The 23,696-nt window shown below is 50.9% G+C and carries 22 protein-coding genes and 1 pseudogene; 11 read left to right on the top strand and 12 right to left on the bottom strand.

The genetic code is table 11. The features are described 5' to 3' along the window. Positions 1-7: 7 nt before the first annotated feature. The gene (locus GEV47_RS00750; RefSeq protein ID WP_153232818.1) at positions 8-1,051 is read left to right on the top strand and encodes an AraC family transcriptional regulator; all 1,044 of its coding nucleotides are present in this window, start codon (positions 8-10) and stop codon (positions 1,049-1,051) included. Positions 1,052-1,385: 334 nt separating this feature from the next. Here GEV47_RS00750 and GEV47_RS00745 read toward each other — a convergent pair whose 3' ends face one another. Both GEV47_RS00745 and GEV47_RS00740 read right to left on the bottom strand, forming a co-directional pair. Then, positions 1,386-1,769: a VOC family protein gene (locus tag GEV47_RS00745; protein ID WP_153232817.1), complete on the bottom strand. Its 384-nt coding sequence runs from the start codon at positions 1,767-1,769 to the stop codon at positions 1,386-1,388. A 116-nt stretch (positions 1,770-1,885) separates the two neighbouring features. Continuing rightward, entirely contained in the window at positions 1,886-2,365 is a 480-nt protein-coding gene (locus tag GEV47_RS00740) for an acyl-CoA thioesterase (RefSeq protein WP_153232816.1), read from the bottom strand. A 108-nt stretch (positions 2,366-2,473) separates the two neighbouring features. Between GEV47_RS00740 and GEV47_RS19830 the strand changes: the two are divergent. After that, positions 2,474-2,692: pseudogene (locus GEV47_RS19830) on the top strand (hypothetical protein); the annotation flags it as partial. On the opposite strand, the gene GEV47_RS00735 reads toward GEV47_RS19830, so the two are convergent. Then, positions 2,625-3,668: an MBL fold metallo-hydrolase gene (locus GEV47_RS00735; RefSeq protein ID WP_153232815.1), complete on the bottom strand. Its 1,044-nt coding sequence runs from the start codon at positions 3,666-3,668 to the stop codon at positions 2,625-2,627. The pseudogene GEV47_RS19830 and the gene GEV47_RS00735 overlap by 68 nt on opposite strands. 135 nt (positions 3,669-3,803) lie before the next feature. Here GEV47_RS00735 and GEV47_RS00730 point away from each other — a divergent pair, with 135 nt between their 5' ends. Then, entirely contained in the window at positions 3,804-4,418 is a 615-nt protein-coding gene (locus GEV47_RS00730; protein ID WP_153232814.1) for a TetR/AcrR family transcriptional regulator, read from the top strand. A 70-nt stretch (positions 4,419-4,488) separates the two neighbouring features. On the opposite strand, the gene GEV47_RS00725 is transcribed toward GEV47_RS00730, so the two are convergent. Continuing rightward, positions 4,489-5,379, bottom strand: a complete 891-nt coding sequence (locus GEV47_RS00725; RefSeq protein ID WP_153232813.1) for a LysR family transcriptional regulator — start codon at positions 5,377-5,379, stop codon at positions 4,489-4,491. Between the two features lie 168 nt (positions 5,380-5,547). Here GEV47_RS00725 and GEV47_RS00720 point away from each other — a divergent pair, with 168 nt between their 5' ends. The 4 genes from GEV47_RS00720 to fnr all read left to right on the top strand — a co-directional run bounded on the left by GEV47_RS00720 (position 5,548) and on the right by fnr (position 9,350). Beyond that, a complete protein-coding gene (locus GEV47_RS00720) occupies positions 5,548-6,432 on the top strand; it encodes an MBL fold metallo-hydrolase (protein WP_153232812.1) in 885 nt (294 codons plus the stop codon). 44 nt (positions 6,433-6,476) lie between these two features. Then, the gene (locus GEV47_RS00715) at positions 6,477-7,172 is read left to right on the top strand and encodes a DsbA family protein (protein ID WP_194270543.1); all 696 of its coding nucleotides are present in this window, start codon (positions 6,477-6,479) and stop codon (positions 7,170-7,172) included. A 208-nt stretch (positions 7,173-7,380) separates the two neighbouring features. Continuing rightward, positions 7,381-8,469, top strand: coding sequence for a fatty acid desaturase (locus GEV47_RS00710; protein ID WP_228124507.1), 1,089 nt, complete (start codon positions 7,381-7,383; stop codon positions 8,467-8,469). A gap of 128 nt (positions 8,470-8,597) precedes the next feature. Next, positions 8,598-9,350 carry a fumarate/nitrate reduction transcriptional regulator Fnr gene (gene fnr / locus GEV47_RS00705; RefSeq protein WP_153232811.1) on the top strand — a complete coding sequence of 251 codons (753 nt, stop codon included), beginning with the start codon at positions 8,598-8,600 and terminating at the stop codon, positions 9,348-9,350. A 21-nt stretch (positions 9,351-9,371) separates the two neighbouring features. Here fnr and GEV47_RS00700 read toward each other — a convergent pair whose 3' ends face one another. Beyond that, a complete protein-coding gene (locus GEV47_RS00700; RefSeq protein WP_153232810.1) occupies positions 9,372-10,169 on the bottom strand; it encodes an acyl-CoA thioesterase in 798 nt (265 codons plus the stop codon). Positions 10,170-10,254: 85 nt separating this feature from the next. Here GEV47_RS00700 and GEV47_RS00695 point away from each other — a divergent pair, with 85 nt between their 5' ends. After that, a complete protein-coding gene (locus GEV47_RS00695) occupies positions 10,255-11,337 on the top strand; it encodes a calcium:proton antiporter (protein WP_153232809.1) in 1,083 nt (360 codons plus the stop codon). 96 nt (positions 11,338-11,433) lie between these two features. Continuing rightward, entirely contained in the window at positions 11,434-13,275 is a 1,842-nt protein-coding gene (locus GEV47_RS00690; protein ID WP_153232808.1) for an amidohydrolase, read from the top strand. A 153-nt stretch (positions 13,276-13,428) separates the two neighbouring features. Here the strand turns inward: GEV47_RS00690 and GEV47_RS00685 are convergent, their stop codons facing one another. The 3 genes from GEV47_RS00685 to GEV47_RS00675 form a co-directional block, all read right to left on the bottom strand. Then, positions 13,429-14,757 (bottom strand): hemolysin family protein, encoded by a 1,329-nt coding sequence (locus GEV47_RS00685; RefSeq protein ID WP_153232807.1) that lies wholly within the window; start codon positions 14,755-14,757, stop codon positions 13,429-13,431. A gap of 265 nt (positions 14,758-15,022) precedes the next feature. Then, the gene (locus GEV47_RS00680) at positions 15,023-15,907 is read right to left on the bottom strand and encodes a universal stress protein (RefSeq protein WP_194270542.1); all 885 of its coding nucleotides are present in this window, start codon (positions 15,905-15,907) and stop codon (positions 15,023-15,025) included. Between the two features lie 2 nt (positions 15,908-15,909). Next, the gene (locus GEV47_RS00675) at positions 15,910-17,373 is read right to left on the bottom strand and encodes an amino acid permease (RefSeq protein ID WP_153232805.1); all 1,464 of its coding nucleotides are present in this window, start codon (positions 17,371-17,373) and stop codon (positions 15,910-15,912) included. Positions 17,374-17,585: 212 nt separating this feature from the next. Between GEV47_RS00675 and hutC the strand changes: the two genes are divergently transcribed. Then, on the top strand, positions 17,586-18,290 hold the full coding sequence (gene hutC, locus GEV47_RS00670; RefSeq protein ID WP_153232804.1) for a histidine utilization repressor: 705 nt from the start codon (positions 17,586-17,588) through the stop codon (positions 18,288-18,290). A gap of 74 nt (positions 18,291-18,364) precedes the next feature. Here the strand turns inward: hutC and cfa are convergent, their stop codons facing one another. Then, the gene (cfa, locus tag GEV47_RS00665) at positions 18,365-19,534 is read right to left on the bottom strand and encodes a cyclopropane fatty acyl phospholipid synthase (protein WP_153232803.1); all 1,170 of its coding nucleotides are present in this window, start codon (positions 19,532-19,534) and stop codon (positions 18,365-18,367) included. Positions 19,535-19,796: 262 nt separating this feature from the next. Between cfa and GEV47_RS00660 the strand changes: the two genes are divergently transcribed. After that, positions 19,797-20,429, top strand: coding sequence for a LysE family translocator (locus tag GEV47_RS00660; protein ID WP_153232802.1), 633 nt, complete (start codon positions 19,797-19,799; stop codon positions 20,427-20,429). Positions 20,430-20,498: 69 nt separating this feature from the next. Here GEV47_RS00660 and GEV47_RS00655 read toward each other — a convergent pair whose 3' ends face one another. The 3 genes from GEV47_RS00655 to GEV47_RS00645 all read right to left on the bottom strand — a co-directional run bounded on the left by GEV47_RS00655 (position 20,499) and on the right by GEV47_RS00645 (position 23,680). Then, positions 20,499-21,473: an alpha/beta hydrolase gene (locus GEV47_RS00655; protein ID WP_153232801.1), complete on the bottom strand. Its 975-nt coding sequence runs from the start codon at positions 21,471-21,473 to the stop codon at positions 20,499-20,501. Positions 21,474-21,565: 92 nt separating this feature from the next. Then, entirely contained in the window at positions 21,566-22,447 is an 882-nt protein-coding gene (locus tag GEV47_RS00650; protein ID WP_153232800.1) for an SGNH/GDSL hydrolase family protein, read from the bottom strand. Between the two features lie 24 nt (positions 22,448-22,471). Then, positions 22,472-23,680: a YeeE/YedE family protein gene (locus tag GEV47_RS00645; RefSeq protein WP_153232799.1), complete on the bottom strand. Its 1,209-nt coding sequence runs from the start codon at positions 23,678-23,680 to the stop codon at positions 22,472-22,474. Between the last annotated feature and the right edge of the window lie 16 nt (positions 23,681-23,696).

Raw genomic sequence — 23,696 nt, 5'->3', positions numbered from 1 at the left:
TTGACGTATGCGTTACAGCAAAGGAAGCGGTCTGACGAGTGATGACAAAGCGTCAATTACTCCCAACATCGCGCTGACCCTGACACAGGTTCTTTCCGAAAATGACATTGCGCCGGCGCGCATGCTGGCGCGCTTCGGGCTGACTATCGATGATCTGGAAGATCCTTCTTTCAGGCTGTCACGCCGCCAGACCAGTGGCATGATCGCGCAGGCGATCATGCTGTTGCCGACATTGCCGCTTGGTCTGCTGGTCGGCAGCAAGCAAAACGTCAACTCGCTCGGCATGGTTGGCTTTGCCATGATGACTTCCTCCACATTCGGCGAGGCCATTGAGCATTGCCTGACGTATCACAAGGAAGGCGGCACCATGGTGGATATAGAGTTCATGGCGACCGAACAAGAATGCACGGCAGTATTTCGTAACCAGGGCAATGCCGCGATTACGCCTTTTTTAGTCGAAGAAGTCACGGCACACCTGATGAATATAGGGCAAGCGATGCTGGGTACCCGAACGCTGCTAAAGCGTATGGAGTTTGACTACCCTGCACCATCCTATGTCGCTAACTACCGGCAACTATTCAACTGTCCTATGCAATTCTCGGCGCCGCGCAATTGCATAGTCTGCGAAGCATCCCTTTTCGCTGTGCCGCTCAACACCCACAACCCGCTGGCACAGCGTCAGGCTCTCGAACACTTGCAACGCATGGCGATGCGCGATCCCGATACGCCGGATCTGATTGAATCTATCGAAAGTGTATTTCGCCGCAACTGGGAATCACCGCCAAACATGGCGGAGATCGCAAAAAACCTCAACCTTACGGAGCGAACACTGCGGCGCCACCTCGATCAATGCGGCATGTCATTTCAGCAAATACGCGCGCAGATGCAGGAACGTCGAGCCAGAAACCTGCTCGAAACCCGCCATTTAACACAGAGCGAAATCGCAGAACAGCTCGGCTTCACCGACGTCAGAAGTTTTCGCCGCGCCTTCAAATCATGGACTGGCAAAACGCCCGGTGATTACCGAATTAATCACAGCCTTACTAGTTAAATGGAATCTAAGTGGAATCTTCAGGGCGCGCGTCTCAATGACGGCTTGCTGTCTATGTCCGAACAATGAATATTGATCGACACGGGGAGAACGCAGAAATACAGCGCATCCTGGACAATTATCACGCAGCGATGGCAAGCGCGCGCAGATGCCCTGGAAAGCCTGCTCGATAAAAATTTTCGTTGGTGCACATAACGGGTTATGTACAACTCAGCGCGGAATGGCTAGCCGTCGTACGTAGCCGGAATTTTGATTGCCACGCTATTCAGTTGCATAAGCCATCACGGACGTTGGAATAGCCCAGCAACAATCGGCCTGGCATTCTCAACAAAAATCAAGTTTTTGGTGGTTCCCAAAGCTCGACCCGATTACCCTCGGGGTCCATCACCCATCCAAACTTGCCAAATTCCGACTCATCAATCTTGGTATCAACAGCGCAACCTTCCAGTCGCAACTGTGCGAGCAAAGCATGTAAATCATCAACGCGATAATTGATCATGAAAGGTTGCAGACTCGGTGCAAAATAATCCGAGTCGCCAGGAAATAATGACCAGGCAGTTTTTTCATTGTCGATAAGGCCATTGTCGCCATTCGATCGAAATACCGCCCCACCCCATTTTTCTAAATTAAAACCAAGATGATCCCGATACCACTCGCGTAGTTTTTCAGGATTATTTGCTTTAAAAAACACGCCGCCGATACCAACAACACGTTTCATATCGCCTCCATAAAGACATCTATCAAAAAATCCAGATTCGCTCTATTTCGTCATCCAGTAATTTGTCGCCAACAAAGTTGAAAAGCGTGTACTAGCCCAGCATCAGCCCGCTATCCTCAAGTGGCTTTAACATCGTCAAAACGGCTCGCCAATTCCTGGCGTAATCGCTTGCGTAAGATCGCGCCTTCGAAACGTCGCTTCTCTTCGGCGCTGAACGGACGTAGCGGCGGCACAGCCACCGGACGGCGGTCGCCGTCCACCGCCACCATCGTGAAAAAGCAACTGTTAACATGACGTACAGCCTGAGTCCGGATATCTTCGGCTACCACTTTGATGCCAACTTCCATTGACGAAGTACCAGTATGATTGACGCTGGCAAGAAAACTAACCAATTCGCCAACATGGATAGGCTGGCGAAAGGTCACCTGATCGACACTCAACGTGACCACATATTGTGCTGCGTAACGGCTAGCGCAAGCGTAGGCTACCTGATCAAGTAATTTCAGAATCGCGCCTCCGTGTACATTACCGGAAAAATTGGCCATGTCGGGCGACATCAGCACGGTCATGGTGAGTTGGTGAGACGGCATATCCATAGTTGACAGGTTTTCTCTTTGCTTTAGGAAGAACGCGGGAGCGGCAAGCTTATCTAAAATGGCAAAGACTAGCAACAAGCAAGATGGTTACGCTTTGGGCCGGGACTATCATCGCTCGACAGGCGTAATGGTAAACCACGCATTTTTACTGTAGCAACGATAGTCGGCATGGTCATTTTTGAACGCATGGAGCGATTGCCCGCACGTCACAAGCAGGCATCGAAACAAAACAGAATGGCGGCGATGGCGTTAATGTCGTTCAGACATTCGGTGTCGGTAGTAGTTTTCGCCACCATCGTTTGCCCAGGTCCGGGGCATTCAAATTGAGCATCTCACCCATCTGGGGTGTACTGACCGGAACACCCTGATCCTCCGCTATCGATACGATACGTTCAAACGGGTCTTGCCATGGATGCATGGCCAGGTCGAAGGTACCGTTATGTACCGGTAACAGATGTTTGCCGCGCAAATCCAGATGCGCTTGTAGTGTTTGTTCCGGCTGCATATGCACGTCCGGCCACTCGCGGTCGTAGGCACCGGTTTCTATCATGGTTAAGTCAAACGGGCCATATTGTCTGCCGATTTCCTTAAAGCCATCGAAGTAGCCGCTGTCGCCACTGAAAAACAATCGCAAATCGTCATCCTGTATTACCCAGGAAGCCCACAAGGTTCGGTTGCCATCAGAAAGACTGCGTCCCGAAAAATGCTGTGCTGGTGTAGCTACCAGATGTAGCCCAGCAACCTGGGTGCTTTGCCACCAATCCAGTTGTTGCACCTTCTCTGCTGGCACGCCCCATTTCATTAGCGTATCGCCCACTCCAAGCGGCGTAATGAAATGTTCTACCTTCCCGGTTAATTGTTGGATGGCGTTGAAATCCAAATGATCATAGTGATCGTGCGACAGAATCACTCCCTTGATGGGCGGCAGGTCGGCAATATTGATTGGCGGCTGATGAAAACGCTTCGGCCCCAGCCATTGAAACGGTGACGCACGATCGGAAAATACCGGATCGGTCAGCCAGAAATCACCACGCAACTTCAGCAGCATGGTGGAATGCCCAAGGCGGAATAAGGAACGATCTGGCGCGTCGAGCAATTGCTGACGATGAATCGCTTGCACGGGAATCGGCTGCGCGGGCACGGTATCGGCAGGCTTTTCAAAACTGAAACGCCACAGGATTTGCATGGTTTTCCAAAAACCTGGTTTTTTCCTGGGATGAAGATTTCTGAATTTACCATCACGCCGCTGTGACGAAGGTGGAGAAACTTGCAGATTGCTTAATTCATGTGTTTCACTTGTCATACCATCACCTTTGTTTCAATACCGATTTGCAGAGGGTTTTATTACAACAACAAATAACACTACGCAGTGTAGTTTTTTATCGAAAAAAAGTAAACTGTATGGTGTAAAATATTTTGTAACCAAGGTATGAGAATCATGACAATAAACCAAAAATTAACTGACCGTAAACGTGAGGCAATCTTGCAAGCCGCCATTGCCGAATTTCATAGTAACGGCTTTGAAGCTACCAGCATGGACAAAATCGCCGCCAGCGCGGCAGTGTCCAAACGCACCGTATACAACCACTTTTCGAGCAAGGATGACTTGTTCGCCGCCATTCTGGGACAGCTTTGGGACTGCTCAGCCGCAGTGACGGAGACTGTCTATCGAACAGACTTGCCGTTACGTGATCAACTGATGGAAATGATGCAGCAAAAAATGCGTATGCTGTGTGATCCCAGCTTCATGAATTTGGCTAGAGTCGCTATTGTGGAAGGCATACATTCACCCGAACGTGCAAAAGAAATGATCTCCCGCATGGGGCAACGTGAGGAAGGCGTCTCTGTCTGGATACAGGCCGCCCAACAAGATGGAAGGCTTAAGCCAGTCGCCCCGGAGTTCGCATCCCATCTGCTGCAAGGCCAATTGAAACTCTTTGCTTTCTGGCCACAACTGGCAATGGGGCAAGCTCCTCTACCGGAAGCCGAACAGGTCACTGTCGTGCAGACCGCCGTGGATATGTTTTTGGGTTACTACCAGGTTGCCAGATAAATACCCAAAAGCTGCGCAGCCCTGTCATACGAATCGAAAAATCTTGCTGCGTCTAGTGTCGGCAAGTCGTTTAGTTGACCGGCTTCTCGAACCAGCTAACCAAAAAGTCGAGCATGGTGCTCAGAATCGCCGGCTTATGCCGACGTGAGGTGTAGAGCCCGTGGATGCCCAGCGTCTGCGGTTTATCCTGCGCAAGCAAAGCCACCAGCCGGCCATCGGCAATCAGTGGCGCTGCAGAAAATATCGGCTGCATGGTAATTCCCGCGCCCTCAACGGCCGCCTGTAGCAACACGACGGATTCGTTGGCGCTCAGGTTGCCGCCCACTGGCACGCTGATGGTCGCCCCTGCCCGTTCGAAATACCAAAGGCTTTTGCCGAAGTAGGTATAGGTGAGACAGTTGTGCAAAGCCAGATCTTCGGCATGTTTCGGTATTCCATGCATCTTCAGGTAGGCCGGTGCGGCGCAAACTATCGAGGGACAGCTGCCTAGCGGGCGGGCGATCACGCCGGGGTCGAGTTGATTGGTGATACGAATGGCCAGGTCGATACGTTCTTCGACAAGGTTTGCTGCTTTGTTATCTATCCGAAGGTCAATCGCAGCATGTCGGTAACGCCGCAAATAGGCAGTCACCGCTGCCGCTAGCGAGGCTTGCGCGAGTGATTGCGAACAGGCGATGCGCAGGATGCCACGCGGTTCTTCCGCCCCGGCGTCTCCCACCACTGGCATTTGCTCGGCCAGCGCCAGCATCTCACGGCAGCGTATCAACGTAGCGTCGCCCGCTGCAGTGAGGTTGATGCGGCGTGTAGTACGGTGAAATAGGCGCGCACCGGACCAACTTTCCATCTCTGCCAGATAGCGCGTTACCATGGCACGTGACATGTCGAGCACCTCGGCGGCGGCGCTCAAGCTGCCCCGCTCGGCAATGGTGACGAAGACTTGCGCTGCGACGATACGATCCATATTAATGCCCTATTTGTCTGCCCGATCACGTGTCCGTCTAATGATTTGATCGCTATACGCAACAATTAATTGCATTTTAGACTGTTTATCAAGCAGGAAGAAACCTCTAATCTTCACTCATTGACCGAAAATTACCCAGTTTGATTGAATAATCCAGAGGAAAACACCATGAATCGCCGCCAACTCATCACCACTTTATCTGCCATTTCCCTCACGCTTGCCGTGTCGGTATCCCATGCAGCTCAGCCGCTGCAGGTGCAGGTCTACAACCCGGGCGAAAAGGCCATTTTTCCTGTGACCTCCGTCATCATCAGCGGCGAGCACGACGCGGTCCTCATCGATGCCCAATTTCAGCGCAACGACGCCGAACAACTGGTGCAGCGAATCAAGCAAAGTGGCAAAACCTTGCGTACCGTATATATAAGCCATAGCGATCCGGATTACTACTTCGGCCTGGATGTTATTCACGCCGCGTTCCCCAACGCGAAGATCATTGCCACGCCGCAGACCGTGGCCGCAATCAAGACCAACATGAACGGCAAACTCGCCTACTGGGGGCCGATTTTGAAAGAAAATGCGCCGCAAAAGCTAATACTGCCGCACGCACTGATGGTCGATCACCTGACGCTGGAAGGCAAGGCCATCGACATTAAAGGATTGAAAGGGCCAAGCCCGGATCGCAGCTACCTATGGATTCCTTCGCTAAAAACAGTGGCTGGCGGCGTGGTCGTTGCCAGCGGCATTCACATTTGGATGGCAGATACGCAAACGGCGCAGTCGCGCAAGGATTGGCAAACTACGCTGAATAATATAGCTGCGTTGAAACCGGCCATCGTCATTCCCGGACATTTTCTTGGCGAAGCACCCAAGGGGCTTGGCGCAGTGACTTACACCAGCGAATATATCAAGGCGTTTGGCGCAGAAGCGGCCAAAGCCAAAGACTCCGCCGCTCTCGTGAGCGCCATGAAAACGCGCTTCCCGCAAGCCGGCCAGCCAGCGTCGCTGGAGTTGAGTGCCAAGGTCTTCAAAGGCGACATGAAATGGCCGCAATAAACACCTCACGCGCAAGCTTGGAAACAACCGATAAAGGAAACAGCATGACAACTCTTCACTACATATTCGATCCATTATGCGGCTGGTGTTACGGCGCCGAGCCGCTGATTTCTGCCGCACGCACCATCCCGGGGTTGACGATCGCTTTGCATAGCGGTGGGATGATGGCTGGCGCCAACCGCCATGCCGTCACATCGCAGCTCCGCGATTACGTTATGGGGCACGATAAGCGCATCGCGCAAATGACCGGGCAGCCGTTCGGAGATGGTTACTTCAATGGATTATTGCGCGACACCAGCGCCATTCTGGATTCTGCCCCGCCGACAACTGCCATTCTTGCGGCCGAGGAGCTGGCCGGGAAAGGATTGGACATGTTGCATCGTCTTCAACGCGCACACTACGTTGAAGGGCGGCGCATTGCAGAGACCACCGTCCTGTTTGAACTGGCAAAAGAGTTGGAGATTAACGCTGCCGCCTTTGCCGAAGCCTTTGATCGTCTTTCGGGCGCACCTACCGTGCAGCATTTCAATGAGAGCCGCATTCGACTGACGCAGGCTGGCGGACAAGGATATCCAACCCTCGTACTGGAACGCGCCGACGGCACGCTAGAGCGACTCGATATCAGCGGATGGCTAGGTCGCGCAGCGGAATGGACCGATCACTTGCGACTACGCACAGCGGATAAAACGCATGCGGAAGCCGCCTCAGATGGTGCGTTTTGCGGAATTGATGGCTGCTAGATCCGAAATCAGTCAGATTTTTCAACCCGGCACCAGGTAAATTGGCGGTCAACATGGGGACGCTATTTTGTTGGGATTAGGCGCACGAATAATCAATCCGATCAATGTCATTGATTTTCATCAAAACTTGATTTGGATCAATATCAAGTCATTTCAAACCGCCTAAAATTATTGCATTTCACCGTAGCTTTTTGTCAAAGACTTGCACATGATTTTTCCCCAACTCCCCGACCCGATATTGCCGTCGGCGGTGATGCCACATCGCAAAGTAATTCGCTCGTGGCTGCTACCGATAATGCAACGCAGCTCCGCCCACGCGCTGACACTGGTTTTGCTTGATCTGATCCTGTTTTTATTGGCCATAGGCGCCACTATCTGGTTTCGGAATATCGCCGCAAAACTACTGTTTGGCGTTGTTGCAGGCTTTGTCATCGGACGCCTGTTCATTCTCGGTCACGATGCATGTCATCAAAGTTTCACGCCGAATAGACGCCTCAATCGCTGGATAGGCCGCCTGGTTTTCCTGCCCTCGCTGACGCCTTATAGTTTGTGGGATGTCGGTCATAACGTGGTTCATCACGGCTACACCAATTTGAAAGGTTTCGACTTTGTCTGGCATCCGCTTTCTCTGGATGAGTTCCAGGCGCTGCCGCGCTGGCGCCAATTGCTGGAACGGATATATCGCAGTGGCTGGGCACCCTGGTTGTATTACTTTATTGAAATGTGGTGGCAACGGATGTACTTCCCTAGTCGGAAAAAAATGCCAACACGACGGCCAGTATTTACTTGGGATGGCGTACTTGTCACTGCTGCGGCAATGGTTTGGGTAGCCGGATTGGCCGCCGCCGCAATAATCACCAAGCAATCAATAGGAATAACTTTGCTGGCAGGCTTTGCATTACCTTTTCTGTTTTGGAATGCGATGATCGGCTTTGTCGTATACGTTCATCACACGCATACCAACATCGCCTGGTATGACGATAAAGTAGCGTGGGCGGCAGCGCAGCCTTTTGTCTCCACTACTGTTCACCTGACATTTCGTTATCGTTTCGGCGCATTAATGCATAACATCATGGAACATACCGCCCACCACGTGGACATGAGCATTCCGCTATACCGCTTGCAGGAAGCACAAAAAATTCTTGAAGTCATGTTGCCACTACGCATAGTGATACAGAAATTTTCCTGGCGCTGGTATTTTGATACGGCGCGTCGCTGTAAGCTGTACGACTTTCGCCGCCGTTGTTGGACCGATTTTTCCGGTCAACCGACAAGCGGGGCTGAAGTAAGCTTGTAATCGTTCCTGATGCACTCTGATCTAGATGGGGACACCGCCATTGCGCACTGCATGGCGGTAAAATAGCGCGTCGTAACAAGTTGCAAAGTGACGACAATGCCGGACCCTATTCTCTATCAGACCACGTAATGAAGCCACCCACATCCCTTGCAGCACCGCTGCTTGACATCCCCGCCCTGCGCAACAGTTGCTCATCTTGCAGCATGCGACAACTTTGCTTGCCAATGGGACTGGAGCAATCCGATATGCAACGCCTGGACGGTATTATTGGTCGTAGCCGCGTCAGTCGTGATGACACGCTTTACCGGATTGGCGACAAGTTCAACTTTTTGTTTGCGGTGCGGGCTGGACAGTTTAAAACCTACCAAGTCAGTCCTGACGGAGCACAACAAATTACTGGCTTTCAAATGGCCGGCGAATTGCTCGGCATGGACGCCATCGGCACCGGAACTCATCAGTGTGATGCTGTTGCATTGGAAAATAGTGAGGTTTGCAAAATTCCGTTTGTCCGTCTCGAAGAATTATTCGCAACCATCCCGGCATTGTTACGACATTTTCATCGCATGATGAGCAAAGAAATCACGCGCGAACAAAGCGTTATTTTACTTCTTGGAAATATGGGAGCAGAACAGCGACTTGCTGCGTTTTTAGTCAACGTATCGTCGCGCTATGAAGCTCGCGGCTACTCTGGCACCCATTTCAAATTACGCATGACGCGTGAAGACATCGGCAATTATCTCAGCCTGACGATAGAAAGCATTAGCCGCTTGCTAACGAAATTAAAAAAAGACGGCATGATAAATGTCAGTAACCGAGAAATAGAAATAATCGATTTATCGGCACTGAAGATGTTGGCAACGGGATCTAATGTCTGTGGCTAATACGACGTTATTACCCTCTTTTCACCCAAACAACGCGACCACCTGCCGAGACAACGCAACAAGACCGCCATCCGGTCCGTACAAGCCGGCATCCTGACTCGCATAGCCATCCTGAGCCGCAATAATCCGTGCATCAATACGCCACCATTCAGTTGATGCAACTGGCGGTAAATGACGCACGAATTCAAAAGACCAGGAGAGCGAACTGGCTGGTGCCGGCTGGTCGAGTAAAGACAGCGCCGGTGACGGAATCGCGTCACCCAGTGCCACAACATGTAACGCACTAAGCATTGCCGCGTCACGTTGACGAACGTGGATACGCGTTTCGCTACTTGTGCTGCCCGAAAACGGCAAACCACCGACAGCCCAGTGATAGGAGTAATGCTGAGTAAAGTTAGGCGTGATATTGGGGACGAACGGTAGCTCAGCCGAGGAGTTAATATCCTGAGAAGGTGGTGCGACTTGCGGCGGGTTTATCTTCACAGCCGATGTTCTCGAAGCGCCGAAGATCGCAACAACGATGCACGCACTCTCCCCATTCACCATCAAACGCGCTTCCATTTGCGTCGCAGAACGTCCAGAGCGTAGTATTTTTACCTCACCATGCACCGTACCGGGCGGTACAGGGGCGATAAATGTCGTTTGCAGCGACCAAAGTGCAGGAGCATCCGGTAGCAACAGAAGCATTGCCTCAAGTGCAAGCATGGCCTGTAGACCACCGAACAGCGTACGACCTTGCGTCCAATCGTCCCCGACTTCAGCGGTAAATGTGGAATTTCCCGTCATCTTGACGGAGCTGCTGATTTCATTAATGTGCATATTGCCCCGTAATAATCCAAATTAACTGAAAAAGTTGATCATACCGTAGCTTGCCAAAGATGCCAGAGTAGTGTCCAATAAGATCATGAAAAAAAATCCCACTCTCCCACTATGGACTATCGTTGCCCCGATTGCTGGCTGGCTTTTGCTGGGCGGCGCAAAATTTGATCTCGGCGCCATTTACTCATTATTGCTGGTTGCAGGCCTTATGGGCAGCGTGCTCGCTGCCGTGCACCATGCGGAAGTCGTGGCACATCGCGTCGGCGAACCGTATGGAACGCTGGTGTTGGCGTTGGCGGTGACGATGATTGAAGTGGCTTTGATTGTGTCGCTAATGCTGGCTGGCGGCGAGGAAACAACGGGATTGGCACGCGACACGGTATTTGCCGCCATCATGATTATCCTTAATGGCATCGTCGGTATTTGTCTGTTGGCCGGCGCCAGTCGCCATAAAGAACAAACGTTCGGCTTACTGGGTGTAAGTACATCGCTGGCTACTTTAGGTGCAATTGCGGTGCTTACGCTAGTGTTACCTAACTATACGTCGAGCGTAGTCGGCCCTGTTTATAGCGCCGGTCAACTGGGCTTTATTGCCGTCATATGCTTAGTTCTTTACGGCACTTTTGTTCTGGTGCAAACGGTTAGACATCGTGACTATTTTCTACCGGACGAAGCAACCAATGATGAGGAAGTGCATGCGGCTCCGCCATCAAACAAAGTAGCCTGGACTAGCGGCGGACTTTTGCTGGTTTGCCTGGGCGCGGTAGTTCTACTGTCGAAGTCACTGGCTCCGACGCTGGAGACCATGGTGGCGAATGCTGGTGCACCAAAATCCCTGGTTGGAATTATTATTGCTGCAGTGGTTCTCTTGCCTGAGGGATTGGCCGCTGTGCGCGCAGCCCGTGCTAACCGGTTACAGACCAGCCTTAATTTGGCGCTCGGCTCAGCATTGGCAAGCATAGGATTAACCATTCCGGCGGTAGCGATCGTTTCGCTGACGACTGGTTGGACTTTATCGCTCGGATTAGACATTAAATCGACGGTATTGTTGTTACTGTCTTTCATTGTCGCCACTTTGTCTCTTGGCACTGGCCGCACAACTGTGATGCAAGGGACCATTCATTTAGTGATTTTTGCGGTCTATCTTTTCACAACGATAGTTCCGTAAATAGAGGCCACCCTAATGGCCGCTTTCCCTTGAATACAGTCTTGCAGTGCTGCAACGTATCTCCTTATGTAACGAAGCCGACTCAAAGGAAAGACTATGCGCGCAGTAATAGTTATCACAGGGAGCTTGTTGTTATTGTTGGGGGCTTGTAACTTAACCGAAAAAAACTTACCCACCGCGGCATCTACAGCCGACGTTATTTACTTCGACGGTACTATCATTACCGTCAACGACGCACAACCGAACGTCGAAGCTGTTGCTCTCAAGGATGGGAAAATTCTTGCGGTTGGAACGCGTGCGGACATCGAGAAGCAAAATAAGGGCGCGACCACCCAGATGATAAATCTCGGCGGCAAGACGATGATTCCCGGCTTCGTTGATGGGCACAGTCATTTTGTTGAGGTTGGCACGCAATCGGTTTCAGCGAATCTGTTGCCCGCACCCGATGGACCAGTTAACGCGATTCCGGAACTACAGCAAGCACTGCGCGATTTTATGGCGACGTCAGCTATCGTCAAAGCGCATCACATCGTGGTTGGAATGAACTACGATAACTCCCAGATGGTCGAGCAGCGCCATCCGACTCGACAGGAACTTGATGCAGTTTCGACCAAGATACCTATCATGATCAGCCATCAGTCTGGCCATATCGGGGTGCTTAACAGCAAGGCTTTAGAGATGGCGGGCATCAGCGCGGCAACGCCGAATCCTCCGGGCGGTGTGATCGAACGCGAGGCCGATGGCAAAACGCCGAATGGTGTGCTGCAGGAAACTGCGTTTTTCATGGCAGCGCCAAAACTCATGCCGACATTCACGCCTGATGAACTAATAGCGCAAATACAGGGTGGTGAAGCACACTATATCGCCAATGGCTTCACTACGGCGCAAGATGGGAAAACTTCTGTTGCAACACTCAAGGTACTGCCAGAAATAGCCAGGATGGGCGGATTCAAGATTGACGTGGTTTCATATGCCGATTTAGTGGCGGTGGTGGATGCGGGTGACGAAGCCATATTGCAAGGTCCATTGATGTCACGTAGCTATACCAATCATTTCCGCATCGGCGGTGTCAAACTGACACTGGACGGTTCGCCGCAGGGAAAAACTGCATGGTTCACTCACCCCTATTTCAAAGTGCCGTCGGGTCAGGACAAAAATTATGCCGGATACCCGGCGTTTACCGACGCTAAGTTACACGATTGGGTTAACCTGGCCTATAAAAATAACTGGCAACTGTTGGCACATACCAACGGCGATGCTGCAATTGACCAACTGATCCGGATAGTGCAAGACACTGCTGCAAGCTATCCTCCTAAAGACAGGCGCACCGTGATGATTCACGGTCAGTTGTTACGCGCAGACCAAATCCCGCAAATTAAAGAGTTGGGGATTTTCCCGTCAGAGTTTCCTATGCATACGTTTTATTGGGGGGATTACTACCGTGAATCGGTAGTCGGACCGGCGCGCGCAGAGAACATCTCGCCAACCGGCTGGTTGCTAAAAAGCGACATGAAATTCAGCATCCATTCCGACGCACCGGTTGTTTTCCCCGACGCCATGCGGCTCATCTCGACCGCCGTGAATCGCGTAACACGTAGCGGCTATATATTGGGTCCCAAGCAACGTATCAGCCCACTCGTAGCGCTCAAAGCCATGACGATCTGGCCGGCTTACCAGCACTTTGAAGAAGCAACGAAAGGGTCCATCGAAGTCGGCAAGATCGCAGATCTGGTGATACTCTCGGACAATCCCCTGACAGTAGATCATGCAAAGATTATCGACATCAAGGTTGATGAGACGATCAAGGACGGTAAAGTGATCTATCAACGAGGCTTAGCAACTACACCACCAGCTATCAACTGCGCAACAGATACTGCGTGCGGAAAAGCACTGAATGCACCAGCCCAATTTTTTGTTCCGGCTGCAATCGATGATTGAACTCCCGTTCTGTTAAATGAAGAATCGCTGGCACGGAGTAGCTACAAGAAATATTTTAGCGCCACCAAGACTGTCGGGCTACTCCCGACATCGCCCGCACCACGAAGTGACGCCTGAATCAAGATAGCTTATCTGAGCATGATTGCCCAATCGCTACTGGTGAGAACTATCAATCACTATCGTCTCAGCAGGAAATACCTGCACCAGCTCAATACGCGGCCCGTTCATTTTTTTGACGACGACGTCAAATTGCTCGAACGCGATTCTCTGATCCTCTACTGGAATATCGCCCAATTTTCCCATAATCAATCCACCCACTGAATCGGCGCCTTTCAGATTGAATTCTTCGTTCTCAATATCAATGCCCAGAATTCGTTCTAACGTGAAAATCGGCATGCTGCCTTTGCCAATTAAACTGCCATCTTCTAGCTGCTTCCAATCATGATCGCTTTGGCGAAACTCATCGCTAATTTCACCAACCAGTGCGCCCAGTAAATTATCCAGCGTCAAAAAACCTCTCGGCTTTTGATCCTTGTTGCCGACGATGACGAAGTGTGGTGCGCCCTTACGAAAGTGTCTGAACAATTCTCGTGCAGGCATATTTGGAGGAATGTGCTGCACAGGGCGTAGATAATCGCTCCAATTGGTGATGGATTTTCCTTCCTGTTGGGCGAGAAACAAATCCTTCAAGTGAATCATACCCAGCACTTGTGTTCCATCAAAATACGGATAGCGACTGAAGCGATTACGAGTCACGGTTTGCATGTTTTCCTGGAAGGATAATGAACTATGCAAAGCGGCAATTTCATGTATCGGGCGCATGAGGTCAGCAACATCCAACTCATTGAAAGCCAGCGTTTGCGCCAATACGTTCCGTTCTTCACGATTCAATTTATTGTCTGGGTGGCTGGTGCGCAGAATCAGTTTGAGTTCTTCAGATGAATAATGATCGTGCGCGTGTGTACTTCCCAGGCCGACCACCCGCAATATCCAGTTGGCACTGGCATTGAGTACCCAGATCGCCGGATACATCATCCAATAAAAACAATAAAGCGGCAGCGCGCTCCACAAACTAATTTTGTCCGGGTTACGAATCGCCATCGATTTTGGTGCCAACTCACCGATAACAATATGCAAGAACGAAATAATCAAAAAAGCGAATGCGAATGAAATGCTATGAATGGCAGCCTGCGAGGTAACGCCCGCAAAGCGAAACAAGGGTTCTAACAATCGGGAAAAAGCAGGTTCACCGATCCAACCAAGACCGAGCGATGCAAGCGTAATGCCGAGCTGGCAGGCCGACAAATAAGCATCAAGCTGGGTATGGACTTTTACGAGTATTCGGCCCGGTAATCCGTGTTTTTTAGCAATGGCACTGATACGTGTTTGACGCAGTTTGACCAAGCCAAATTCTGCGGCCACAAAGAAGCCGTTGAGCGCAACCAACAAGAACGCGACAACGACTAATAAAATATTTTCCATGGGAAAGTTTTTTGTTGATAAGCGTAATACTATACATTGCCGACATGCGTCTCCCCACAAAAAAAATTTGGATGCTGTTTTGGATGCTGTTTTGGGTGCTATTAATGAGCGATTGCTAAGTTATTACGCGACGGCTTTTTCGCGAATCAGTACGACGATTTTTCTTCGATTATGTGACGTAGTTTTATGGATGAAGTAGCCAGCGAAATGTACGACAGTAACATCATCGTTTCGCCCTACTCCATCACATTTCGAAAAGTTTACATTAGGATGCCCGAGGAAGCACCATCACAGACACAGGCGAAGCCTGGATAATTTTGTTAGCGTTGGAACCTAAAAATACACGCTTGAGTACGCCCATTCGACTTGATCCCAGGATCAGCATTTCACCGGGCAGCCAGTCAAAACTATTGAGTGCTTCTTCCCATGTTTCTTTCACCGCCACGGCGATTTCGACTGGGGTTTGTTGAGACGCCAACTGTTTTTTCACTCGTGTTAGCGAGACCTGCGCTTGCTCACGCCATGCATCGGCCAGGCTTTCTTCTGCCTGGTAACCGACTAGCGGCGGGTACATATGTCCATCACGCACAGCAAAACTGACCAAGCGCAGCGGCACCGCCATCGCAGTAGCGATCTCATGTGCTTTGTGCACCGTGCCGCTGGCAGCTTCCAGTCCCGAATAGGCGCAGGTGAAACGCTCAATCACTGCATTTTCGCCAGCACTGTAACCGCGCGGTGCGATCGCTATCGGGAACTCGGAACTGTGCATAATTTCGCTGATCATGCCGCCGGTTGAGATACCTCCCACAGGGCCGCTGCGTGATGAACCCAACACGATCAAATCGGCGTTTTCCTGTTTTGCGGCCGCCAGTAAGCCAGCACTGACCGAGGTTGAAGCGAATCTTATATAGCGCACGTTCGAAGTATTCACCAGAAAAGCTTGCGCCTTGTCTATGCTTTCTTGCGTATGCTGCGACAGAAAGTTGGCGTATTCGACGTCGAGCTTGGCCAGTGAGGGATGGCCCCAGGCCTCCGGTGCTACCACACAGACAACCAAAGTCCAGCCATGGGCACGCGCCCAGATGCGCGCCAAAGATAACGCTTCTTCGCCCGCAGCATCTGGCGTATAACCTACCAAACAGGTTTGCATGATCATGTTCCTTTCAAAGCGAGTTTAGAGTTTTGGATACCGTATATCGCGTAGCCCAGCACAGCAAAGCCGATCCACACGGCAAATATGGTGTAGGTAATGCTGCTTAAGCCGACCACGATCCAGGCACAGGCAAGCACACTCAAACTCGGAATAACCCAAGGGCCGAAAGGAAGAGTGAAGCCGCGTACTAATTCAGGGGACTTTAGCCGCATCACCGTCACCCCGATAGAGACCAGCGAAAATGCCACGAGGGTTCCCATGCTGACCATATCCCACAAATAACTTGAATCCACAAATCCAGCGATCAATCCCACCATGACAGACACAATTAGCGTGTTAGCCACTGGCGACAGCGTTTTCGGATGCACGGTTTGGAAAACTTTGGGAATCAGCCCGTCACGACCGATGACGAACAAGATGCGCGTTTGACCGTAAATCAATACGAGAGTCACGCTGAACACGGAAATGATGGCACCGGCGGATAACAAAATAGCAGGCCATTTTTGACCGGTAACGTTTTCCAGAATGGCGGAAAGGCCAGCCTCCTGTCCAATAAAAGCGGCCACCGGTTGTGCCCCCATCGCGGCCGTAGCCACCAGGATATAAGCTGCAACTACAATTAGCAGCGCCAACATAATACCTAAGGGAACATTGCGTTTCGGATTATTGCTTTCAGCACCGGCAGTGGCGACCGTATCAAGTCCGATGAATGAAAAGAAAATGGTACCAGCGGCAGGAACTATCCCCATACCCGTCTCGCCTGTGTGACCTAGCATGCCATGAGGATTGAAGGGAACGAAGTTATGGCTGTTGAATGCCGAGAAAGCAATCACAGAAAAAAACACCAGAATGGCGATTTTGATGAGCACCATAATGCCGTTCACCATCGCGGATTCTTTGGCACCGCGTAATAGTAGAAGACAGCACATAGACACCAGAATAATGGGAGGTAAATTAAAATTACCCCAATGCATTTCCAGCCCGTTGGCGCCGCTGACCATTAAGGGGCTGCGCCAGTGCAGTGGAATAGACCAGCCGATGGTGTGTTGCAAAAAATTGTTTAAATATTCCGACCAACCGATGGCGGTAGCACTGGCGGCCAAGGCGTATTCCAGCAACAGACAAGCGCCTACGATGTATGCCGGAAACTCGCCGACGCTGACATAGGTATAGGAATAAGCCGAGCCAGACGCCGGAATAAAAGAAGATAATTCGGCATAGCACAATGCGGTTAAGCCAGCCGCAATGCTGGCAATGACAAAAGACCAGAGTACCGCAGGCCCGGCTTTCGGCACAGCCTCAGCCATTGCGAAGAAAATACCAGTACCGATGGTGGCCCCTACACCGAGCATTACCAAAGAAAATAAGCCCAGACTACGCTTTAACTCGCCACTGCCGTGATCTATGCGCGTATCATCGTTGATTGCTTTTTTACGTATGAGTGCCGTTAAAAATGGTTTCATCTTGTCTCCTGAATGGATTTGACACATGTGACTTTTGTTTTTATATTTTTTCAACCATCAATTGGTTGATAATACAAATATGACATACAAGCTTGTAAATGTATATACATATAATGTATATGCTAAACTTATGCCTCAGGACAATTTAAGTTTTGCGAGTGCTGATAGGCGGCAAAAAAATAATAATCACTACCTTTACAGAGCGGCATTCCATGACAACAAATAATCTCCCCGCCTTCCAGCGCATCAAATCCTATGTGCTGGATCAGATTCAAGCCGGAATCTGGAAAGAAGGAGAAGCGATTCCAACAGAGGAAGCCTTGACGCGTGAATTCGGGGTGTCCCGGATGACGGTGAACCGCGCCATCCGCGAACTTAGCGACGAACAAATCGTGCTCCGCGTACAAGGCTCAGGGACGTTTGTAGCGCAGCAAAAATATCAGTCCACGCTGGTCGATATTCGTAACATTGCCGAAGAAATTGCGGGGCGCGGCCATGTGCATCGCAGCGAGCTACAACAATTGGAGCGCTGCAAAGCGGATGAAGCCTTGGCTCGCCAGTTTGAATTGCCGACACAGCAAATACTGTTTCATTCGGTTGTGGTGCATTTTGAGAACGCCCTGCCAATTCAAGTCGAAGACCGTTACGTTAATCCGGCAATCGCCCAAGATTATCTGGCACAGGACTTCACCAGCCAGACACCGAATGCCTATCTGATGCGCGTGGCACCACTACAGGGTGTGAATTTTGCGATCGAAGCACGATTGCCGCCGGCCGATATTGCAGAGCTGCTAGGAATGACGGCGCACGAACCGTGTCTGGTGCTTAAGCGCCGCACCTTGTCGCAGGGCCAGGTAGCATCGGTTGCGTCGCTATGGCATCCAGCTTCACGTTATCAATTTACCGGCAGTTTTTGATTTTCGGCCTGATAGCAGTGATGTTATCAGGCCGAAAATTTGATGCAGATGATGTGAAGTCGGGGCGGGAGTTATTAGCGTACGGAACGATAAGGTTGAATGCGACCTCGTTTGCTGAGTACGATTTGCCAGAGTTGCCCCTGACCAGATCGGAAAAATCCAGCAGAAGAAAGTAAGAAATATTTCCACATCCGATAGAAACGTTCGCCGTATTTATCTTTCAATGTTGGCCATGCACGGTCGAAATTTTCCCACCAGGCCATCAGAGTCAAATCATAGTCCCGACCAAAATTGTGCCAATCTTCAATCAGGAAGCGGTTTTCCAGGACGCTCGCAAGCTCCTTCGCGGATGGCAGATGACCATTCGGGAAGATGTAAGTATCCAGCCAGACATCCCTTTTCATTTCGGTCTCGTAATTGCCGATGGTATGCAACAGAAACAAGCCTTCCGGCGTAAGCAATTTCCTCACCACATCGAAGTAGACCGGGTAATTTTTAGCGCCGACGTGTTCGATCATACCCACTGACACCACCTTATCGAATTGACCGGTGAGTTGGCGATAGTCGGTCAGTTCGATCTTTACCGGCAGTCCCGCACAGCGTTCCTGCGCTAGTTTTTGCTGCTCTTTTGAAATCGTGATGCCGACTACTTCAACCTGATAATTCTGCGCGGCGTAACGCGCCAACCCGCCCCAGCCGCAGCCGATATCCAGTAGACGCTCTCCCGGTTTCAGTTCCAGCTTGCGGCAAATCAAATCGAGTTTATGCTGCTGCGCTTCTTCAATATTACTGGCGTTTGGCCAATAACCGCAGGAATACATCATGCTCGAATCGAGCATTTTTTCAAACAAGTCGTTCCCGATATCGTAATGCTGCTCGCCGACCTGAAAGGCACGGCTTCGGCTTTGGAGGTTGAAGAATTTCTGGCGCAAGATTTCCAGGCCAAACATGATTTTCGCGGGCCCATGCACCGTTTGCTCAAGGTCATGACTGCATATTCTGAAAAAAAACTCATCGAGCCGGTCGCAATCCCAATCGCCATCCATGTACGATTCACCGATGCCTAGCTCCCACTTCGAGAACATTTTCTGAAAAAAGATAGTGTCGTGAACTTGCATATCCCATGGCTGATTCCCATTCAATTGGATGCCTGCATGTTGAAACAACTGATTGATAATTTTCGGCGCACCTGCGGTCAAATCGAGAGCCGCAGTAGTTGACTGACTGTCTATTTCCATACTCATGTTGTACGTCACCTTTAGATGTACCGCTGTGGAGTGCTATGGGATCAACAATTATATAAATCAAATTTCAGAAAAAAAATGTTCCGGAGATATTATCAAGTTGATGGGAAAAAGCTAGTTATATTACTGTTACATATGCTTATAAAACTGCCCATATCAGAGAGCGCCCAACTTTGGTTGAGACCTGCCACGTCGATTGACCCGGTCACCGCTGTCCAATAAACTTCTGCTTTCTTACCTCATAAAATAGAAGGTATTTCCCATGCTTAGTCTAAGCACACTTGCACTGTTTTCAGGTGCGTGCCTCGCGTTGACGCTGACTCCCGGTCCCGATATGTTGTTAATCGCTTCTCGTAGCGTCAGTCAGGGGCGTGCTGCAGGCTTTGCATCATTGGCAGGGATTCTGGCTGGCACTTACTGCCATGCTCTGGCTGCCGCATTTGGTCTCTCCGAGTTATTTTTGGCTGTACCGATGGCCTATGATCTGGTGCGATTTGCCGGGGCTGCCTACTTGCTTTACCTGGCCTGGAAAACCTTTCACGCCAACGGGACAATACTGGCGCCGACAGCTTCGATGCATTGTTATCCATTAGGTAAAATTTTTCGACAAGGGCTTTTTACAAATCTACTCAATCCTAAAATGGCCTTATTTGTGTTGGCATTGTTTCCCCAGTTTTTACAACCGCATGCCGGACCTATCGCAGTTCAGATATTAATACTGGCGACTATACTCAATTTGATTGGCTTTTTCATCAACGGCGCAGTAATTCTGACAGCGAGCAAGTTGAGCCGCAGATTGTCAGCAAACCGAAAGCCGTCCCGACTGCCGCAATATTTGCTTGGGTCTGTGTTTACAGGACTGGCGGTCCGATTGGCGTTGGCCAGCCGCCGTTGAGCACACGGACATCGCCTCGCCATTTCATTCTCATTTTGCTTTTGAACTCAAACAACGGATTCCGGCTCTCTATTTCAGCGATGCATCCATTGATTTCACAGCGGATATAGCAGCTTGAATCGCTGTCGGATCAAGTGTGAGGGCGATGTGCCCTATGCCGGGAATTAATGTGACAGGTATGTCCTTACCCTCAGCTTTGAAAGTCTGTGAAAAGAGATCGGCATGAAACGCCTCATCGGATTGACCTGCAACCAAAAAAAGCGGTTGTCGAACAGCACGTATGTTTGCCCGCCAATCTCTTTCGGGCCCAAAATTCAATAATAACGCATACGAGTATTGAGGCGTCAGGAAGGATTTTGCCTCTTCACTGAGTGCGAATTTAATGACAGGCAGGTGATTAAACGTACGCACGCCAATGGCATTAAGCGCACTAACTGCTATCAGGCGAGGAACACCGACGCTGACCCAGCCCCCGCTATTTGGACGAGAAGTAGGCGAATCCAGGCCGATAAATGGAGATAGCAACAGATAATTGGAGAACAGCTGCTGTTTCGCACTACCCGCGAAACGCAGCACGAACCCGCCGCCAGACGAAAATCCCGCTAACGTCGCCGGCTTCTGCGGTTTTATTGCGCTGGAAAAGTCCTCAAGGTCATTCTCCAATTGGCCGACATAGTCAATGTATCCTTTAGTGCCAGAGCCGCCATGTCCACGAACGTCAAGTGCGAAGGCAGTGTAGCCAGCAGCTGCAAATGCTTTAGCCATCTGGTGCATGCTTTTCCCGCTCGCGGATGACCCATGAATTAGCACTACACTGCCTTTTGGCAAGCCATTGGCGACTTGGTATTCTCGAAACGATAACTTTGCTCCGTCGCGTGCAGTGAACTGACGTGGCGCCGGCAAATCGGAGTAGTCGACACCGCTGAAAGGATCGTTGATGCTGGACATTGGCGGAGGATTGCCAGGCCCACCGAGCGTGATGGCAAGGGTAATTGCGGTGACCAGGCCAAGAAATATTACGCCAATGATGATCAGCAGTTTCATATTAGTGTGCGCTTTCAAAAGTGGATCAGGAGCACCATACAATTTTGGGACAACGGATATTCAACTGCTCCGTCTGGATTAGCGAACTCTGATCAAATGCGCCCAGGAAATCGAGACCGCAGCGCATCGACAAATTTAGCGGTAATAGCAGCGAATCCTATTGGAGTCGGGTGGAGCTCGTTTGCCCATTGCGTATCCGACAAAGTACCCTGTGTCTGCACATGCACAAAGTTATTGGCTGGATCGGCCGCGAAATCATCGAGCATGCTATTGAATTGCAACAGTAAGTCTTTGACGATGGTTCGCGCAAATATTTGATTGGTCCAACCCCGATCATCGAGTCCTAGGCGCAGCCACGGACCGACGCAGACGATGCCAATGCCGCTTGGAATCGCGAAATCATAGCTATGAGCGAATATCGGGATAGTTGGATCGACTTTATCGCGGGCCAACATCAGATCCTCATATCCAGCTCTGACCACGCCAAAAATGGCAGCGATGCGGCTGTCATTGAGGCCGTTGGCAGGATCGTCATTTGCTGCGAGCGCATCGTTGAGCCAGAGCCTGAACTGATTTCCAACCAAATCGTTGCCACCGCCCGAGAACAAGATCGCATCGAACTTACCGTTAGCCGGGTCATTGAACTGATCGAAGAGATCGTGGATTTTTTTGACACCTAGCATGTCTTCAGCGCTTTCCCCATACTGCGCCACTGACAGCACTTCGGGAACCATCGCGGGCAGTCGCTTGAGATGGGCAACGATATCGGACTGATTGATGACAGGCACCGGCAGCGGATAATCGAACCAGCTGTCACCCTGCGCAATCAGGTTCAGCGGTAGGTGTTGGCCAGCTTTCATCGGCATGCGCTTGACACCGGCAATGCGGGCTTGATGCGCCAGCACCCTATCTTTCAACTCACTTTGGAGAGATGCTCGCAGGTCGCGATAGGTTGTGCCAGGCAACGTTGCCATTCATCTCTCCATAATAATGCTTCTTTAATTTTTCGATAGCCCAAATAGAGGACGCGCCCAAACGCCGAAATAGCTACCTGCCAGCGCAGCCGCAAACCATACCCAGCCATGCACGCTAGCGGAAGCAATGCCACTGAAATACGCGCCAATATTGCAGCCATAGGCAAGTCGAGCGCCGTAGCCCATCAATAATCCGCCGACAATTGCGGCAAGCAGTGAGCGCAACGGAATGCGCCAAACTGGCGCAAATTTACCGGCTAGTGCAGCCGCGAGCAACGCGCCTAGCATAATGCCAAAATCCATCATCGAAGTAATGTCGGTAGCAAGACTGCCACTGAGTTGCGCTTCGCGTGCGGGTGACGACCAATACGACCACGACGCAACATCGACTCCTGTTATGGATAGCAGTTTCGCTCCCCATAGTGCGAAAGCGGACGTAATTCCCCATGGCTTTCCTGCCAATGCCAGCGTCGCGAAATTGAGTATTGCCAAAGCAAGCGCACCTGCCAGCAGCGGCCAGGTACCCTGCAATACGCGACGCCAACCGTTCGCGTGAGCCGATACCGGTGTCAACAATCGGCCATGGCGACGGCGCTCAAGCAGGACGGTGAGGCCCGCTATACCAGCAAATATCACCAGATTCAGCAATAACGCTGGGACTAAACCAAATTGCTTCAACAGTGAAATGCCGTTGAGATGCGGTGTCGCTTCCCACCAGCCCATATGCAGCGTCCCCAATACAGAGCCTGCGATAAAAAAGAAGAGAGTAACGATCATGCGTATGCTGCCGCCGCCGACCGTATAAAGCGTACCCGAGGCACAACCCGACCCTAGCTGCATGCCAATCCCAAACATGAATGCACCTACCAATACCGACATGCCGATGGGATCAACATTTCCCTTGACCGGCGTGCCAAACAGCGATCCGGCAGCAAGTGCCGGAAAAAATAACAGACAAGCCAACGCCAGCATTGCCATTTGCGCACGCAAACCGGCGCCCCGACGCTCGGAGATAAACACACGAAATGCCGACGTAAAGCCAAATTGTGCGTGATACAGCACAACGCCCATCAGACCGCCAACACCAAATAACATGGCTAGCCGCCATGAGACGACTTCTGCCAGCCATAGCCCAACTATCAACAACAGCATGACAGCGAAACCCGCAACCACCCCATTCACGCTTGGCTTATTCAACTCAGAATTTGGTATCGCAAAAGACGCATCTGCCATTTTTAACTCCTAAAAT

It is taken from the genome of Glaciimonas soli (assembly GCF_009497155.1).
Taxonomy (GTDB): Bacteria; Pseudomonadota; Gammaproteobacteria; order Burkholderiales; family Burkholderiaceae_D; genus Glaciimonas; species Glaciimonas soli.
Note: the sequence above shows the minus strand (reverse complement) of the source record. Positions and strands in the feature narration are given on the sequence as shown.

Excerpts from the sequence above, each read along its gene's own strand:
- GEV47_RS00740 (WP_153232816.1), bottom strand. The coding sequence starts at position 2,365 with ATGGATATGCCGTCTCACCAACTCACCATGACCGTGCTGATGTCGCCC.
- fnr (WP_153232811.1), top strand. The coding sequence starts at position 8,598 with ATGAAGCCACCCACATCCCTTGCAGCACCGCTGCTTGACATCCCCGCC.
- GEV47_RS00680 (WP_194270542.1), bottom strand. The coding sequence starts at position 15,907 with ATGCAAACCTGTTTGGTAGGTTATACGCCAGATGCTGCGGGCGAAGAA.
- GEV47_RS00690 (WP_153232808.1), top strand. The coding sequence starts at position 11,434 with ATGCGCGCAGTAATAGTTATCACAGGGAGCTTGTTGTTATTGTTGGGG.
- GEV47_RS00750 (WP_153232818.1), top strand. The coding sequence starts at position 8 with ATGCGTTACAGCAAAGGAAGCGGTCTGACGAGTGATGACAAAGCGTCA.
- GEV47_RS00675 (WP_153232805.1), bottom strand. The coding sequence starts at position 17,373 with ATGAAACCATTTTTAACGGCACTCATACGTAAAAAAGCAATCAACGAT.
- GEV47_RS00695 (WP_153232809.1), top strand. The coding sequence starts at position 10,255 with ATGAAAAAAAATCCCACTCTCCCACTATGGACTATCGTTGCCCCGATT.
- GEV47_RS00710 (WP_228124507.1), top strand. The coding sequence starts at position 7,381 with ATGATTTTTCCCCAACTCCCCGACCCGATATTGCCGTCGGCGGTGATG.
- GEV47_RS00725 (WP_153232813.1), bottom strand. The coding sequence starts at position 5,379 with ATGGATCGTATCGTCGCAGCGCAAGTCTTCGTCACCATTGCCGAGCGG.
- GEV47_RS00730 (WP_153232814.1), top strand. The coding sequence starts at position 3,804 with ATGACAATAAACCAAAAATTAACTGACCGTAAACGTGAGGCAATCTTG.
- GEV47_RS00745 (WP_153232817.1), bottom strand. The coding sequence starts at position 1,769 with ATGAAACGTGTTGTTGGTATCGGCGGCGTGTTTTTTAAAGCAAATAAT.
- GEV47_RS00720 (WP_153232812.1), top strand. The coding sequence starts at position 5,548 with ATGAATCGCCGCCAACTCATCACCACTTTATCTGCCATTTCCCTCACG.
- GEV47_RS00650 (WP_153232800.1), bottom strand. The coding sequence starts at position 22,447 with ATGGCAACGTTGCCTGGCACAACCTATCGCGACCTGCGAGCATCTCTC.
- GEV47_RS00700 (WP_153232810.1), bottom strand. The coding sequence starts at position 10,169 with ATGCACATTAATGAAATCAGCAGCTCCGTCAAGATGACGGGAAATTCC.
- GEV47_RS00715 (WP_194270543.1), top strand. The coding sequence starts at position 6,477 with ATGACAACTCTTCACTACATATTCGATCCATTATGCGGCTGGTGTTAC.
- GEV47_RS00655 (WP_153232801.1), bottom strand. The coding sequence starts at position 21,473 with ATGAAACTGCTGATCATCATTGGCGTAATATTTCTTGGCCTGGTCACC.
- GEV47_RS00685 (WP_153232807.1), bottom strand. The coding sequence starts at position 14,757 with ATGGAAAATATTTTATTAGTCGTTGTCGCGTTCTTGTTGGTTGCGCTC.
- cfa (WP_153232803.1), bottom strand. The coding sequence starts at position 19,534 with ATGAGTATGGAAATAGACAGTCAGTCAACTACTGCGGCTCTCGATTTG.
- hutC (WP_153232804.1), top strand. The coding sequence starts at position 17,586 with ATGACAACAAATAATCTCCCCGCCTTCCAGCGCATCAAATCCTATGTG.
- GEV47_RS00660 (WP_153232802.1), top strand. The coding sequence starts at position 19,797 with ATGCTTAGTCTAAGCACACTTGCACTGTTTTCAGGTGCGTGCCTCGCG.
- GEV47_RS00735 (WP_153232815.1), bottom strand. The coding sequence starts at position 3,668 with ATGACAAGTGAAACACATGAATTAAGCAATCTGCAAGTTTCTCCACCT.
- GEV47_RS00645 (WP_153232799.1), bottom strand. The coding sequence starts at position 23,680 with ATGGCAGATGCGTCTTTTGCGATACCAAATTCTGAGTTGAATAAGCCA.